This window comes from Leptospira jelokensis (assembly GCF_004769635.1).
In the GTDB taxonomy this organism is placed as follows: domain Bacteria; phylum Spirochaetota; class Leptospiria; order Leptospirales; family Leptospiraceae; genus Leptospira_A; species Leptospira_A jelokensis.
This window is the reverse complement of the sequence record NZ_RQGH01000014.1, coordinates 72,640-88,114: the sequence shown is the minus strand read 5'-3', so window position 1 is coordinate 88,114 and position 15,475 is coordinate 72,640. Positions and strand designations below refer to the sequence as shown.

At 38.1% G+C, this 15,475-nt stretch carries 14 protein-coding genes; 5 read left to right on the top strand and 9 right to left on the bottom strand.

All coding sequences use genetic code 11. The features are described from left to right. Genes EHQ62_RS07575 through EHQ62_RS07545 form a run of 7 tightly spaced genes read right to left on the bottom strand, consistent with a single transcriptional unit; the run spans nucleotide 1 to nucleotide 8,813 of the window. A complete protein-coding gene (locus EHQ62_RS07575; RefSeq protein WP_135641588.1) occupies nucleotides 1-2,973 on the bottom strand; it encodes an efflux RND transporter permease subunit in 2,973 nt (990 codons plus the stop codon). Continuing rightward, nucleotides 2,970-4,370 carry an efflux RND transporter periplasmic adaptor subunit gene (locus EHQ62_RS07570; protein ID WP_135641587.1) on the bottom strand — a complete coding sequence of 467 codons (1,401 nt, stop codon included), beginning with the start codon at nucleotides 4,368-4,370 and terminating at the stop codon, nucleotides 2,970-2,972. The genes EHQ62_RS07575 and EHQ62_RS07570 overlap by 4 nt, the downstream gene beginning before the upstream one ends. Beyond that, nucleotides 4,367-4,984 carry a hypothetical protein gene (locus EHQ62_RS07565; protein WP_167482857.1) on the bottom strand — a complete coding sequence of 206 codons (618 nt, stop codon included), beginning with the start codon at nucleotides 4,982-4,984 and terminating at the stop codon, nucleotides 4,367-4,369. Before EHQ62_RS07565 ends, EHQ62_RS07570 begins: the two co-directional genes overlap by 4 nt. After that, on the bottom strand, nucleotides 4,984-5,493 hold the full coding sequence (locus tag EHQ62_RS07560) for a hypothetical protein (RefSeq protein ID WP_135641585.1): 510 nt from the start codon (nucleotides 5,491-5,493) through the stop codon (nucleotides 4,984-4,986). The genes EHQ62_RS07565 and EHQ62_RS07560 overlap by 1 nt, the downstream gene beginning before the upstream one ends. Further along, on the bottom strand, nucleotides 5,490-6,017 hold the full coding sequence (locus EHQ62_RS07555) for a hypothetical protein (RefSeq protein WP_135641584.1): 528 nt from the start codon (nucleotides 6,015-6,017) through the stop codon (nucleotides 5,490-5,492). Before EHQ62_RS07555 ends, EHQ62_RS07560 begins: the two co-directional genes overlap by 4 nt. Continuing rightward, nucleotides 6,014-7,375, bottom strand: coding sequence for an Ig-like domain-containing domain (locus tag EHQ62_RS07550; RefSeq protein WP_135641583.1), 1,362 nt, complete (start codon nucleotides 7,373-7,375; stop codon nucleotides 6,014-6,016). The genes EHQ62_RS07555 and EHQ62_RS07550 overlap by 4 nt, the downstream gene beginning before the upstream one ends. Then, a complete protein-coding gene (locus tag EHQ62_RS07545; protein WP_244241684.1) occupies nucleotides 7,362-8,813 on the bottom strand; it encodes a TolC family protein in 1,452 nt (483 codons plus the stop codon). Before EHQ62_RS07545 ends, EHQ62_RS07550 begins: the two co-directional genes overlap by 14 nt. A gap of 224 nt (nucleotides 8,814-9,037) precedes the next feature. Here EHQ62_RS07545 and EHQ62_RS07540 point away from each other — a divergent pair, with 224 nt between their 5' ends. From EHQ62_RS07540 to EHQ62_RS07525, 4 genes are read left to right on the top strand one after another with little or no spacing between them, the layout of a single operon-like run. Continuing rightward, entirely contained in the window at nucleotides 9,038-9,760 is a 723-nt protein-coding gene (locus EHQ62_RS07540) for a FecR family protein (RefSeq protein WP_135641582.1), read from the top strand. 1 nt (nucleotide 9,761) lies between these two features. Next, nucleotides 9,762-10,679 (top strand): DUF4384 domain-containing protein, encoded by a 918-nt coding sequence (locus EHQ62_RS07535; RefSeq protein WP_135641581.1) that lies wholly within the window; start codon nucleotides 9,762-9,764, stop codon nucleotides 10,677-10,679. Nucleotides 10,680-10,720: 41 nt separating this feature from the next. Then, nucleotides 10,721-10,924 (top strand): hypothetical protein, encoded by a 204-nt coding sequence (locus EHQ62_RS07530; RefSeq protein WP_135641580.1) that lies wholly within the window; start codon nucleotides 10,721-10,723, stop codon nucleotides 10,922-10,924. Between the two features lie 3 nt (nucleotides 10,925-10,927). Next, on the top strand, nucleotides 10,928-12,133 hold the full coding sequence (locus EHQ62_RS07525; protein ID WP_135641579.1) for an LIC_12337 family protein: 1,206 nt from the start codon (nucleotides 10,928-10,930) through the stop codon (nucleotides 12,131-12,133). A 197-nt stretch (nucleotides 12,134-12,330) separates the two neighbouring features. On the opposite strand, the gene EHQ62_RS07520 is transcribed toward EHQ62_RS07525, so the two are convergent. Then, nucleotides 12,331-13,476: a phosphoesterase gene (locus tag EHQ62_RS07520; RefSeq protein WP_135641578.1), complete on the bottom strand. Its 1,146-nt coding sequence runs from the start codon at nucleotides 13,474-13,476 to the stop codon at nucleotides 12,331-12,333. Nucleotides 13,477-13,729: 253 nt separating this feature from the next. Between EHQ62_RS07520 and EHQ62_RS07515 the strand changes: the two genes are divergently transcribed. Then, nucleotides 13,730-15,058, top strand: a complete 1,329-nt coding sequence (locus EHQ62_RS07515) for an ArnT family glycosyltransferase (protein WP_244241683.1) — start codon at nucleotides 13,730-13,732, stop codon at nucleotides 15,056-15,058. On the opposite strand, the gene EHQ62_RS07510 is transcribed toward EHQ62_RS07515, so the two are convergent. Then, entirely contained in the window at nucleotides 15,055-15,459 is a 405-nt protein-coding gene (locus EHQ62_RS07510; protein WP_135641576.1) for a thiol-disulfide oxidoreductase DCC family protein, read from the bottom strand. The genes EHQ62_RS07515 and EHQ62_RS07510 overlap by 4 nt on opposite strands. Nucleotides 15,460-15,475 lie beyond the last annotated feature (16 nt).

Here is a 15,475-nt window from a genome sequence, read left to right as displayed (position 1 = left end):
TCAAACCCAATTCTTTCCAAACAATTTGGGGTACAAAAAGTAAAAAAAGAATAAGGATACTAAAATTCCAATTAACATCGATATTGCGATCGAACGAACAAATTCCATGCCAGTAAGATTCAAAACAATGATAGGCAACAATCCAAAGACAGTCGTTCCAGAATTCAAAAGGACTGGTTTTTCTATCCAATGGAGTACTTTGGCATTTCGAATCTCGGTTCCTTGGATGTAAGAAAATTCTCTCCATTTTTCATCATAAATTGAGATATTATCCACAGAAACTCCAAGGAGGATGACGATCCCAATGTAATGCCCAAAATGGATTTCAGAAACTAATAAGAATAAAGTGATCATGGCCGTTACAAAAACTACCAAACAAACAAATAGATGTAAAAATGGCTTTAGGAACGATTCATAAATGGCAACCAATAATAAGTATACAAAACAAAATGAAAGTAATAGGAGAGACGAAAGTATGATAAAAAAATTTACGATTTCATCTCTTTCTGAATGTAAAAAAAATTGGAATCCATTTGTTTTATCTAAGAGAGAATCTTGCATCAGACGATTCCCACCGAACCACTCTAAATAATACAAACCCGACTCTCTTTTGTAATCTTCATATACAGTTTCCATTTTTTTATCATAGAAACCTTCGATTGGGATGGATTTTTGAATCGCCATTGTTTCTTTGGAATGATTCTCATTCCAATTTTCCTCACCCAATACAGAATTTTCTTTCCAGTTTGTAGAGAGGAATAATTCTTCCTTCTCTCCAGGTCCAATGGTCCCTAAGTACTTTGCATGATTGGCATACAAAATTTGCCTCCGGAACTCATCTGGATCTGCACCTTCCATTCCCATGGGAATTTTTTTGGGAGACCAAAATTCCATGGCAACTGGTTTTGGTTCATAAGAAAATTTTCCATCTAAAGAGTGATTTGTGTTTTTTACCATTTCATAAAATTGCACAAGTAAATCCCAATTTGCGTTTAAAATGGTAAGATGGTCTTTTGATTGGAAGGGTAATGATTTCGTAATCTCAGAAGGAATGTCCTGAACCTTTATTGTCCACTTGGATTCCGGAAACAACTGTGTGAGTTTTGTCATACATTCAAAATGATTTCCTTCACCCAAGATTTTGATTTGAAAAGGAACCGCAGTTTCCGTAAGAGTTTGAAACTTCTTTCCACCAATGGGAATCACAAGCAAATTCATGTTAGGTTCATTTATTTTGCAAACATGAGACATTTGTAATAAAATCCCTCCTAATTCCTGATCAGAAATATTTTGTTTTGGAAACAATTGGATGGTTTTACCTACCGGGTGCGGTTCTGGGAAAATCAGAAATTTTGGAAAATACAGGAAGACAATCATTAGGATTGGTAATCCGAAAAGGAAACCACTCCTCCGAATAAAGGTATCACTTACGCACGAGGAGATTTTTTTTCGTAACCTTTCAAGAAAGGCAAAGGCATTCGGAGGAAGATGGGACTTCGGAATCAATTTTTCTAAACTTACATAAAACAAGGGAACAAAAATGATAGAAGAACAGAGTGAGGAAAATAGTAACAAAACAATACAAAGGCCAATCCCAAAAAAGAACTCCCTCCATTCATGCACATACAAAAGAAGGGGTAAAAATACGATAATGGTAGTGAAACTTGATGACACAAGTGAGGTCCAAATGGAACGAACTCCTTTTTCCATTTTGATAAAATGCGGACATTCCTCGGACTTCTTCCATTCTGTATCGATTGAATAATATGTTAAATTATTAGCATCAAACAACATTCCAATCCCAACAGAAATCCCACTCAAACTGAGTAAATTGATGGAAATAGAAAACAATACCAAAAGATGTAAAAATAGAACGAGGGTAAAACAGACTGATAATGATAAAATGATCACTCCATGTAAGTTTTGGTATAGAAGATACGAGAAGAGTAAGGCAAAACCAAAACTAATCAGAAAAAAAATAAAGAACTGAAAAAGTTGGGCCCTTAATTCCGAAACAGAATTTGATACAATCTTGATTCCTGGCAATCCATTGTTATTGCTTAAAACAACATCAATTTGTTTTGCAATCTGAAGCGGGTTATGGTTTGGGTCAGCGGCGACTCTTATGTAAATGCTCTCTTCCCCATTCCATCTTGTCATAAAATTCCTTCGAGATGGAACCTTTGTGATGCGAGAGATTCGCTCTAAAGGAAAAAATTCGCCATTCCCTAAATGGATTGGAAACTGTTTTAGAATGAAACTGTCTGAGATCTCGGATTGGAATTTGATTTCTGTTGCTTCTTTGGTTCCATAATATTTTCCTAAAGAACCACTTTGTAATCCAGATTGGATTTGGAATTCTAAGTCTCTCAGTTTGATTGGGAAAAATTTGGAATGGTTTTGGTCCAATGAAATCAGAACATTTGATTTCTCATCACCAAAACAAATCACACTTATGACACCGGAAATCCTTTCCAATTGTTCCATGATCCTTTGCAATTGATAATCAAACTCTAATAAACTGCGATTTTCTGGTTTGGGGATTACAATCTCTACAAATGGATTTTCGTATTCACTTCTAGCTAATAATTTTGGTGTTCTCACACCAAAAGGTAGGTATTCTTTTATCTCATACAATAACTGGTAAAGCCCATCTTTGAATTCCGAAACGGAAGAACCAAATTGTAAATCTATTTGAACACTAGATTCTCCATAAACAGAACTTGTTCTGATTCGTTTCACTGATTTTAAAGATGAAATTCGATTGGACAAAGGCAAACTAACCGTTTGGTCAACATCAATTGCTGAATGATTTGGAAAATCGGTCACAATAAAATACCTTAGTGGCGTTAACTCAGGCAGAAGTTTGATTTGAATCTCTTGCAATCGAAAGAGTAATACAATGAAGAATAAAAAAACCAAAACCAAACACAATCGATTTCGATTTACATACAGTTCATACAATCCCTTCATAAAGGCAAAATTTCAAAGGATTCATGAGCACCAAGTCCAGCGATGACTTCTGATTCGCTTTCAGAATAGGTTTTGATTTGGACAAACCTTTTTTGAATACCGTTCTCCGATTTCAAATGGATATAAAACCCAGAATTTAAGTCACCAAACAAGGATCTGGTGGGAATTAATATTTTTTCTTTTTTAAGAGAAGAATTGATTTTCACAATTCCAAACATCCCTGGCAAAAGCGATTGGTAATGTTTAATGAGTTTCGCCTTGATTAAAATTCCATGTGATTTGGGATCTAAGTACCCATTCATTTTTTCCAAGATTCCAATGGCAATGGTCTGATTCGAAATTGAAGGGAGATATTGCACTTCCTTTTTCAACTGGATCTCATGTAACTCTCGTTCACCAACATGAAACGATACGGAAATTTCATTATTTTCCATCAAACTTAATAGAGGCAGATGATTCGTAATTTCACCTTCTTTGGCATTTAACTTTAGAATTTTCCCTGATTTTGGAGCATACAGTTTGGAATCATTTTTCAATTGTTCATTTGCTTTGATTTGGTTTTGGATGATTTTACTATTTGATACACTGAGTTCAAACTCAGTCTTTTCCAAAACGGTATTTTGGTTTTTCCAATGATTTAGTTTTTCATCAAACGAAACCATGTTGGGTTCTGTGGGTACGGACACGAGCGATAACAAATTTTCTCGTTCTCGGATTAAATTTTTAAAATGAGTGAGTTTGGTCTCCTCATCCAATTTCAGTTTTTCAAATTCTGGACTTGAGAGGTAACCCTGTTTCCAAAGGATTTCTTTTTTTGATTTTAAATCACTTGCATGGTCATATTCTTTTTTGGCCAATTCCACCCATTCTGTTTTTTTATCGATCTCCCTTACTTTCACCTCTATTTGTTTTTTAGCATGTTCCCATTTTTCTCGTGTGATCACTTCCTGTGATTTTGCGGCAACCAAATTGAGTTGTAACCTTTCCCCTTCCAAACGAATGAGTTCATCATCTAACTCGAGTAATAATTGACCTTTTTTGACGGATTGGCCTTCCTCAATATGGATTTTTTTGATTCGTCCTACTTGTTTGCTTTGGATAAAAATTTCTTTTGTTGGCTCCACTATCGCAGGAAATTCCATCACTTCATTCTCTTCCACGACTCTAGGATTCTGGAAGTGACGATTTTTGTTTGGGAGAGGGCTTTCGTTTGTTTCGTTTGTGTTTGATTCAAATAATCGCAATACAAGAATCTTTGAAAGCATTGGCAAACGATACCGAAGGTTTTCAGGTGCAAACCTTGAGTAGAAAAACGAAAGGAAGAGGTAGATTGTAGCCAAAATGAAAATGTTTTTCAGTTTTTGGTAGGCCACTTTTTTTAATAATTCAAGTTTCATCCCAAAATCACCAAAACCATTAGAATATAACTGAGTGGTAAGAAATAACTGATAAACGCCAAGTTACGTGGGTTGCATGAATTGGTTTTGGCTAATTCGTTTGATACTGAATGTGCATAGAATTGCACAAAGAAAGATAATAAAATCATCCAATAAGCAAAAAGAACCATCCCATAATTTGAATAGGAATGGAAAAAACCCAAAATTTTATTACCCAGGAACAAAATACAAAAGAACATAAAAAAGGACCGAAACGAAATGTTTACAATCGGAAAGGCTTGTTTTTTTGATTCAAGACGAAAGGCATAGGAAAGAAGGAATAATACTAACGAAGTAAAAGTTACAAATGTGAAAGCCAAAAAATAGATACTCAAAATTTGGAATGGGTACAGTTTCCAAAATGGAATCAGGGTATTTGGTTCATGACGGCTTGTCAGTAAGTTAAAGTTCTCCTCTTGGAAGGCATCCCAATTCCATAAACAATTGAGAAAAAATAACAGAGTGTAGGTTGCAAAATAAAACCAAGTTTTGGATTCAAATTGTGTAAGTGAAAAAGAAATCCGATATGCCCAACCAATTGGGGACTGCAGTTTCTGTAGGATGGAACTCATCATTACTTTTCTAACTCCTTCTCTAATACATCCAAAGTGTTCCGAAATCCTTTCACTTGGGCCAAAAATAGTTTTTTTTCATTTGTATTGATCTTGTGTTTTTTCACTCGAAGGTATAAAAGGATGGCTTCCGGAGAAACCATAACCAAATCCATCAATTGGGTTAACTCAGTTTCTTTTACTGTTTCATCCTGTTTGACAAGTAACATCGCCTTAAAATAGAGTAATACCATCTCTGGAGATTGGATTTTTGATTCCTTCCATACCAAAAAAAACTCTTTCCAGTCTTTTAGATAAAATAATGATTTTAAATAGAGAATGGTTTCTTTTGGGTCCAATCCTTTCTCTTTAAATTTGCCTTCTAAGATAGAACGAACGACTGTGAGGTGGCCAGAGAAATACGCATCTTTTAAGATTCGGTAATCTTTCTGATCCAAAGTTTCATCGTTATGACAAGCGAACTGAGAGCCAAATAACAAAATACTCGTGAAACATACCCATATCGATTTCATTGATTTGCCTCTTGTTTTGAATTTAGAAATGGGAAACGATTTGAATTTTCCCATTTCCAATCAAATCGTTCCATTTCATTCTCTGTGATATGAATCCATAACAACCGAATCAGGATTTCGTTTTTTGTCTCAGGTTTTAAAAATCGAACCAAAACAAGTTCAGGGATTCCTTTTTCTTTTGCGATGCGAATCCAATGTTTGAGTTTTGGCTCATAGGATAACGAAGTTTGACCCAATTCCACTTCAAGTCGTTCCAAATGGTCTTTGGGAACTGGAAATTCGTGAAGGGCAAAACTGTATTCCGCTTTTGGAATGACCTGGTATCCGTTTCGCTCAAATTCTTCACCTATCAAAGATAAAATGTCTTTTTCTAAACTGTATTCGTCTGAAAAAATATGCGAAGCAGTTGGCACCAAAAGTAATTGGCTCCCAAAAGGAACTGGATACTTTAAGTAACCAACTGCCCCGCCACAGGAAATACAGGAAACAAAGAATAACACAAACAACCGACAGTTGGATTTCATTTTGCCTCCATTTGGATCACGAATGCATGTTGCATTTTTTTCCCAAGACTTGACTTTGCATCTGAATCCAAACGAAACTCATAAAATGGATAAAAATTGGGAGATGTGGATGAGTTTGTTAGATTAAAGTCTCCACCTGTTACATTATTTCCAAATAATGATCCATTACAGCTTGCTTCACTTTCCGCAAATGAATATGTCAATTCTCTGCATCCATACGGATATTCAGATTGGCAATGGCTCCATACCCATGACGACAAACGTATATTTGATGATGGAGGTGAAATTTTAGTGAGTCTTGAAGCAGAAATGACAGAGGTTGTGTCCATATACTCATTAAAAAAAATTTTAAAATTGTCGGTATTCACGTCCGCACAAGCCCCTGTTTCTCCAGAATCTCCAGTACCATCATCACCTCCACGAAAGTGATAATTTTCGGGAGTGAGAATGGGAAGTCCCGAACTCCAAAAACATGTATTTGCGTCCCAACGAGAAAGAGAGGCGGAGCCTAACTCTTGTATACCGATCCCACAATTTTGTGATTCCAAACCAAATCCAATGACGGAAGGATCCGTTACGCCAACTCCAACAAAAAAATCGAATCGTATCGGTTCTGAAGTTTTTTTGCCATCCAAAGCCAATACTCCGGATGGAAGAATGAATTGGAAACGTGAAGAAGTTGGCAATAAAGAATCAAATTGGATGAGAAGCGATTCCCTTGTTTCCCATTCCAATCGGTAAGTAAGGAAGGGTTCAAACCGAAGCAGCATTGCCACATTCTCTTTGTCCATGGGTTTGTTAAATACAACCTGGAATGTAGGTGGTCCCGGTGTTCCATTACAAACAGATTCCGTAAGTCCTAACACTCTATTGATTGGAATCCCACCTGACAGACATTCATCGCGATTCCCAGATGATACAAAAAATGCCTCAACCTTTGGATCCTCAGGTTCCACCACCGAAAAAGGAATCGAATACACTCTGTCCAAATCCTTTCCTTTTTTGTTTTCACATTGTTTGGTGAGACGGATCACATAACCACCGGCCACCAAATTTTGATTAGGCTTAAACGTAAGTGAGAACTCTGTCGTTTCAAAATTCCCTTTTATAGGTGGGTCTAATGAAAAAGCAGAAACACATGATTGGATCTCCATAGGTTGGTTCCATACAATGGAAATTTCTGTTTGGGAAGGTACATTTTGGCTACTTGAGGCAGGTGAAAAGGATACAACTTTGGGAGCATCGTCAGTTGCCAAAATACTGAGCCATTCTTTGGATGAACCGAATTTGGAATCGCAAGATTGTTGGAACAAAAAACAAATAGGAATCCAAAAGATATTACGATTAACGTTTTTCATAACCCTCCTCCCAGAGGAAAGGGTTTGGTTTCATTAGATTTGGTTCCGTAGATTGGTTTTTTTTGAATGGATTGGAAAAACTCCAATCCTTTAAAATCATTACCAATTCGTGATTTGACTTCTCTTGTTTTAAGTGGTAATAACGATTGGAAAAAGGATCTTCCCCTAAATACAAGGCCATCTCTAAGGCATAACTTAAATAAGTAAAATAATGATCGATGGCCATTTCAAATGGAAGGAACACTTCTTCTTCCATTTTCATATATTCTAATTCAGAAATTAAGGCTAAGTTACGTTCCCATCTCTTTTTTTTTAGATTAGAAATGGCTGCTTTTGTACAATCTAAATATAACAAATACTTCTGGTATGCTTCTGAAAGTTTGATTTCCGTTGCTTTACTGTTATTTTTTAAGATCAGTTCGTTTTGTGATTTTTCCAAATATGCTTGTTCATGGCTTAAGTGGACATCGAATCTTTTTTTCTCTCTTCCCATTTCATCAAATAGTCCAAAGGATCCACTTTGATATGAATTTTCACCTGGTCCCACAGGTTGCGGACCATAACCTGGAATCCTTTGGATTCCATTCCCCTCCGACTGGGTTCCGTTTTGCGAATTGGATGAAACACTTGATCCACCTAAGTTTGCTTGTACACCAAAACTAATTCCATAAATTTCATTTTGCAATGGAAATCCAGAATTTCCATTCCGACCGACGTAACCTCCTAAAAGGAATTTTGGTTTCCAATCATTCTCTAAGGATTTTTCCTCCAATGAGACAAGTTCTAACTGCAACCGACTCTTTTTCCGTAAGGGATGATTTTCGTCGGTTTCCGTAACAGTGGAAATGGGTGGATAGATTTGGATCCTTTCCAAAAATCCTGGTTCTAATTGGAAAACCTCGTCAGGTTCCAAAAACATCGATTGCTTCAATTCTAAATTGGCTAATAAATATTGTGATTTTGCTTGGATTCGTTTTGACTCAAACTCCGCTTCCCAAATCCTACCAACTTTTTCTTCTTTGGGAGCAATCGTCCCTGAAGCCACTTCCGTTTTTTGTTTTTCCCTTTCCAATGTATACCTGTCTTTTCTCATTTGGAATATCAAATCAATAAACAAGCGTTTGTTGGCATTAAAATAGTGATTTGAAATAGACCTAAAGACCTTTTCCCTTATGATTTTCTTTTCTTCTGCTTGGATGAGTTGTTTGATTTCAATTTTTTGTTTTTCTCGTTCTGTTTCGCCACCATCGTATATCATTTGTTGGATTTGGATTCGTACGTCTCGGTATTCTTGGTCAATTTGTTCTTTGTTGCGCGAGAATATGCCAAAATAATGAACTCCTAATTTGGGAAGGTATTGTTTCCATTTTTCCTTCAGTAATATGGGAAATAATTCCGACTTGGTTTTTTCCAATTTTAAGTGGACATTGCGTTCCAACCCAATCCAAAGACAATCCTCCCAAAGCAATAACCCTTCCGCTTCCAATGGCAATTGGGCAAAACTGAAAATTAGAAACAAAAACCAAAGAAAATGCCGCATATCACGGGATAGGTGAAGGAATCCATTCGTTGGTTCCCAAATACTTTTTTTGTAGGTATTTTTTTGATTTTTTTTTCTGTTTTTTGGCTTGTAAGAGGAAACTCTTCCATTATAAAAGTGGCATGACCCGTAATTTCTCATTCATATTCCTACTGCTTTTCTCGACTGCCATAGCCGCTGATGAAGTCGGTGTTGTCAGCTTTGTCCAAGGGAAGAATTTTCTATCCGGCCCACGATTTAAAAATGCAAAGGAAACGGTCAGATTAGGGAGTGTCCTAAAAAAAGGAGACACCATCACTTCAGAAGACGGAAGTTGCGAAATCCAATTGGCAACCCAAGCGACCATTCGACTTTCCAAGTTTTCCTCGGTCAAAATCGATGAACTATTAAATCCGAAAACGAAATCCACCACTCTCAATCTGGTGAGTGGTAAGTTATTTGTAAAAGCACACAAACCGGAAGGTGGTGCCCCAAGCCAAACTGGGCTTAGTGTTGTGAACCCCAGTTTTGTTGCGGGAGTCAGAGGGACAGAGTTCCTAGTATCCACTCCTAACCAAGGCGGAGAGGACGAAGAATTGAAGGATGTGGAAACAGGAGTTTATGTCAATGAAGGGACAGTTGCGGTTAGCCCAGATAAAAAAGGCAAACAAACATTAGTTGCTGAGAACGAAGAAGTGGTCCTCTCTGGCAAACAGTTGAAAAAACAAATTTTAGATGAATTTGTAAAAGAAAAAATGCGTATCTTTGAGCAGTTCAAAGCCATCAAAGAAGAAAACTACCAACGCATCAAAGAGCAGTACGAAAAAAACGACCAAATCATGAATGATTACAAAGGCCAAGGTTAATATGAAACGTTTTTTGGTAATTTTCTCCATTGCCAGTTTATCCGTTGTTTCAGCGGATAGAACTGTTAGCACACCTGTGTTTAAAATCGCTGTTGAAGCCTATCCTTCTACAGAAGAAAGTAGAATTTTAAGAGACTTTATCAAAGAACAAATCCAATCCAGTGGCAGAGGTAATTTAAGTTTTACGTTTCCCGAATCAGAAAAACTTGTTTGGGAATTTGATAAAGCTGGTGAAGCAACTGAAGGAACAAAGGCCAACTTACAAAAGTTAACCCAGGTTGACAAATTGGTTTTGGTTTCTACGGAAGATGGACAAGCATTGATTTCCTTTGTAGATGTTTTACACGAATCATTAGAATACAGAAATGCACTTCCCGAATCCTTAGCAAAAACACTTGTCTCCGATTTCCTCAGTTACCTAGACAAAAAAAATATCTACCTAGCACTTTCCCATACGGGAGCCAACACATCTTCCCAAGTCAAAATCAATTCGCTGAAATCAACCTATGTGGCGGGTGAACCCATTCGCTTTGAATTGGAAACAACGGAAGACAATTACGTGTATGTTGTGCTTGTGCCTGAAAACCAAAAGGGAGAACCGGTCCTCCTCTTCCCGAACCAAATCCAAAATGATAATTTTGTAAAGAAAGGGGAAAAAGTGACAATCCCTGACAAACGGATTTCCTTTCGCGCTCCTTCTACACCTTCCAAGGACCGCATCCGCGCCTTTGTAACGAGGGAAGAATGGAAAGAGTTCCAACTCCGTGGCAAAAAGGAAGACTCTTTTTACCACCTCTTACCTCCAGCGGTAACAGGAACCAAAACCTTAGCGCGTTCCCTAGTGGCACCTCCTAGTATCACCTCTCCCATCGAACAAAGCCTTGTGACGGAGTGGGAATACGAAATCCTTTCCCGCTAATTTTCTTGCAAAAACATCTCATACCTTTTGTTATATCAGGTATGAGACCATTTCTAATTGCATTATCATCCATTCTCACACTTAGCTTCACTCTGTCTTGTTCTCTCTTTGAAAAAGAAGATAACAAAAAAGAAGATGCACTGACTGCCCTCCTCCTCTATGTCTATGCATACAACCAGGCTGCTGGTTGTTCTGGACCTAAGTCTGGTTTCACCATCTGTATCCCCAAAGGGATTGCGGAGTAAGTGATGAAAAAAGCCCTGCTCATCATTTTATTTTTAACAGTCAGCCTTCGGGTAACGGACTTCCACCACCAAACAAGAAAATCAAAAGAAACTCTCCTCTCTGAAATGTTTGCGGAGGCCATCCATTTAGGAATCGGAACAGAAAAACTTTGGTCTGCAACCAGTGCGGATAACTGGGGTTTTGTGAGACAATCGGCCACATGGGCGAGAGGGAACTCAGGCATCATCGACAATCTAATTTTAGCCTTGAAAAACGCAGGCTATTTTAATAACCCAGGGGAAACAAGGACCGATGTTCTCACCGATGTGAACTTAAGTGGTTTTGGGTCTGCGACTCTTACCATCAAAATCAACACACCCACAGCGAACATTGCATCCACTGCTTACACAGGCAATAAAACCTTTAACCATTTTTTTGAAATCAAAAAGACTGGGGCATCCACTCCCTCCTTACAATTGTTTTTTGATGATCCAAACACCACCCTTGGAAATGATGGAGCCCTCATCTACTACCGGTTAGTGGATTTCGGAAACCCACAGTTTGCCAATGTGGGGGATGTGATCACTGAAAGTTACACTGGTAACGAATCGATTTATGGCACCAAGTTCCAAACCTACACTTGGCGAAATGGACCTGAAAACTCGTCTTGGATCAGTAAACATGGCCGTGTGGTATTAACGGAAGTGGATTCTGGAAGGCAACTGTGCTTTCGCTCTGTTGTCCGATTGAGTTTTACCAAATTAAAAGAAATCAATCCATCAAATGCAACAGGACTCGACCAGTTGAAAGCTGCCTGCGGCGGAAGTGACAATATTTATTATGTATTAGCTTACATGCAAAAGTTTGATTTGCCATTCCAAACCACGGCAAAAGCCACGTTTACAACTTTGGCAACAAAAGCGGAAACCATCTGCAACCTTTCAGCCTCCTCGTTTGCTGGAGCGAAACTCTCGTATGGTATCTTTAATATCAATGGGTATGTCACAGACCAATTGAATGCAGACCAAGTCCCCGCTGATTACCCAAGCCCAACCGTAGGTGGCTCTGATTTTATGTCAGTCGATGAAGCCTTCAACCGAACCTATGTGGCATTGGGAGCAAGTATAGCAGGCCAAGCAACCCTTGGCACGGTGAAACAATATGAAGAAACCTCGAAAGCATACTTTGATGCATTTGATGGATCAGCTCAGAATTTATCGTTTAAATAAATTGGATAAACTTTAGGATACAAAACCTACGTTGGATGGAACTTTTGGTTTTGAAGGTTTCCGAAACGATACACCGATTCAAAATCGGGGATCATATCCAACGAAAGGCAAATTGTCCGCGAAAGGGTATCATTCTTTTTTTTGAAACGAGCCCTCTATGAATTAAGCTCGAACCAAAACACGTAAGGTTTGTTCCCTTACTCGCTTCTCACAATTGCATTGGATAAGATCGAACCTGTAAGCGCGATCACTTCCACTCTAACATATGGATCCGATTCCAAAATCTGATACTTGGCAGAATTGGTATCTGGATTCACTTGTAAAACTTCTCCCTTTTTCCCAATAAACCGAATTTCCAAATAACGTTCTTTGGAGGTCACTTGGATTTGGTGGTCAGCATTCACCTGGATGAGAGGAACCTTGGGATCCGAGGCTCCTTGGAAGAATTTTTTAACACAATAAAAAGATCCTGAGTGTAACGCTTGCAATACGGAAGTTTCCTCACGCACACCATCACTTGTTACAATATAACGCAAAAAACTTTCACCTTTGCGACCACGTTGGTTGCCTAGTGTCTGGATGAGATCCTTCCATACCGGCTGGTCAAACTGTTTTACCGTTGTCTCTGGAAAGTAATGTAAGTCATCACTAGCCATACAATGAACATTTTTACCAGTGCTTAGGAGTGAGTCTAAAATTTTTGAATCATCGCCATAAGGTGAATAAACTTCCACTGCCTGGAATCCTTCAATGGACAACATCTCCTCTTTGGAATAGGAATCATTCAATTTCGGATGAGGTAGGATGACATACCCACCTAACTTTTTCATACGATCCATCACCCAGTTTAAATTTTCTCTGGATGCATAAATAGGGAAAAAATCATAAAATGCCTTTTTGATCCCGATGGCTAGGATATGCCTCTTTTTGACATTTTGTCCCCATTCAAACCCACGAATGTAGGTTTTGTCGTCGGTATCAGAAATTTGTCCGTAGTCTGTGATGGCAAGATTTGAAAAGCCTTCTTTTTTGTATTCACTGATGATTTCCGAAACTGTATGACGTTCTGGTGTGAACCAAACTTCGTCAGAGTGGGTGTGGAGAGAAATTTTTTCTCCATTTTCATTTCCCCAATTTTCATAAGGATTCACAATTTTGGACCCAGTGAATGAAGTTTCTAAACTTTCTTTGGATTTGCGAAGGAGTATGACAACTGCTAACTGGTAAACGAACAAAATCCCAAGCAGGGTGAGAAAAAACAGTGGGTAACGATACTTCCAAAGGGAAGGCCTAACCATATTTCCCTCTGTTTCAAGAATCGGACCTGGGACGTGCAGTAACATAGGAATACTCTACAAAATCTATTTTCCATTTTGATTCCAGTTTTGTTACAAAATGGATACAAAGCCCGTTCAAAAAAATAGGTTTTGACAGGCAGGGGCATGCTTTCCTTCTAGGATTGTGCCATTTTTCACTCCGAAACGGACTTTTTCATTCCTCCTCATGGGATTCATTTTCTATTTATTTTGGGGCAACTCCTCCCCCTTAATCGACCAGGACGAGGCAGCCTACGCAGGTTTTTCACGAACGATGCATATGTCTCGGGACTATCTGGAGTTGGATTTTCCTTACTCAGAACCTCATAGAAAACCACCACTTCAGTTTTGGATCACATCGTTTTTTTTCCAGATGTTTGGAACCAACGAATTTGTGTTAAGGTTATTTCCGGCTCTTTGCATTTTGGGCACTTCCTTATTGACTTACCACTTAGCATCCGTTATGTTTAACAGCCGTACTGCATTGTACGCATTTAGCATCCTTAGTTTTTCACTTTACTTTCCGTTAAATGGTAAAATTGCACTTGTTGATTCTTCTTTAGTCTTATTTGGAATGATTGGGTTTGTCAGTTTGTACCATTTGATCCAATCTGAAAAATGGATTTATGTTTTTAGTTTTTGGTCTTCTGTGAGTTTAGGACTCCTCATCAAAGGTCCACCCATTCTTATTTTCCTTTGTGGCACATGTTTTATTTTACTTTTTTTTGCGAAGGTACGCCCGCTGATTTGGAAACTGCAACCTTGGTTTGGTTTGCCTTTGGCAATCTTACCAATTTTATATTGGGGGTATCAATCCTGGCAAAGAGACGATGGAGCTCTCATCCGTTGGATGGTTGATTGGTACATCTTACGAAGGGCCACTCACCCTGTATTCGGACAATCAGGGCCACCTGGAACCTATTTAGTCTTATTTTTCATTACATTTTTCCCTTGGTCAAGAGTGTATCTTTCTTTTTTAAGAGAAATGTTTTGGAGGTTCATCTCTCACCTAAACGCAAAAGAAATCAAAGATACGATTTTTTCATCCTTTCGAAACGGAATCTTACTCCCTCTTTCACCTAGATCTTTTTTGATGTTGGGTTTAGTTTTTTCTTGGGTATTTTACGAATTCATTTCCAGTAAACTTCCTTCTTACCCACTTTCAGCCTATCCAATTCTTTCGATTTTACTTGCAGAACATTTATCAAAAAAACACAACCAAATCTATTTATACAGAATCTACTTGGCAACTGCCATCCTAATGTTCTGTGTGATAGGATTTGTGATCGTACCCAAATTTAGTGATATGAGAAAAGAGACAAAAATTTTAGCAGAACAAATCCAAAAAGAACTTTTACCCGATGAAACCTTGTTTTCGTTTGGTGGCCTTTGCATACCAAGTTTTGCCTTTTATTTGGATCGAAAAATAGAAGAGATTAGTATCGATAAAATGGTTACGATAAAAGGAAAAATCCTACTAACAGATTCCGACAGACTGATGTTAGATGCACTTGGAATCAAAACTGAACCTATCTCAGATCCCATCCCCATATATGCTTATGATCGGAATAAAACATTAATCCTTCGGTTAGTGAAAACGAACCCTTAGTCTAAAAAACGTTTTTTTACACCTTCCGTTGGCACCATACAACTTTCTGCTTTGCCAAACCACTGGTAACGGTGTTTGGCGATGAATCGATAGATTGCATTGCGGATCCATTTTGGAACTATCCAAAATACAATACCAAGTTTCCAAGGAAAACTTAACTCTTTTGTAATTCCGAGGATGGCGTCAGACTCAACCAAAAGTTTTCCTTGCTTCCAATAGAGAATGCTATCTGGTAGTGTCGATTCAGAAGACTTTGGTACAATTTCCATATACGTTTTCGATCCGATACTGGAAAACAAAAGTGATTCCGAAGGGTTACGCTTCAGTAGGAACTGAACAGAACCCATACAAAGATGGCAAACCCCATCAAAGAATACAATTTTACTTTTTTCCAGTGGCATACTTTCCCCTTAACTC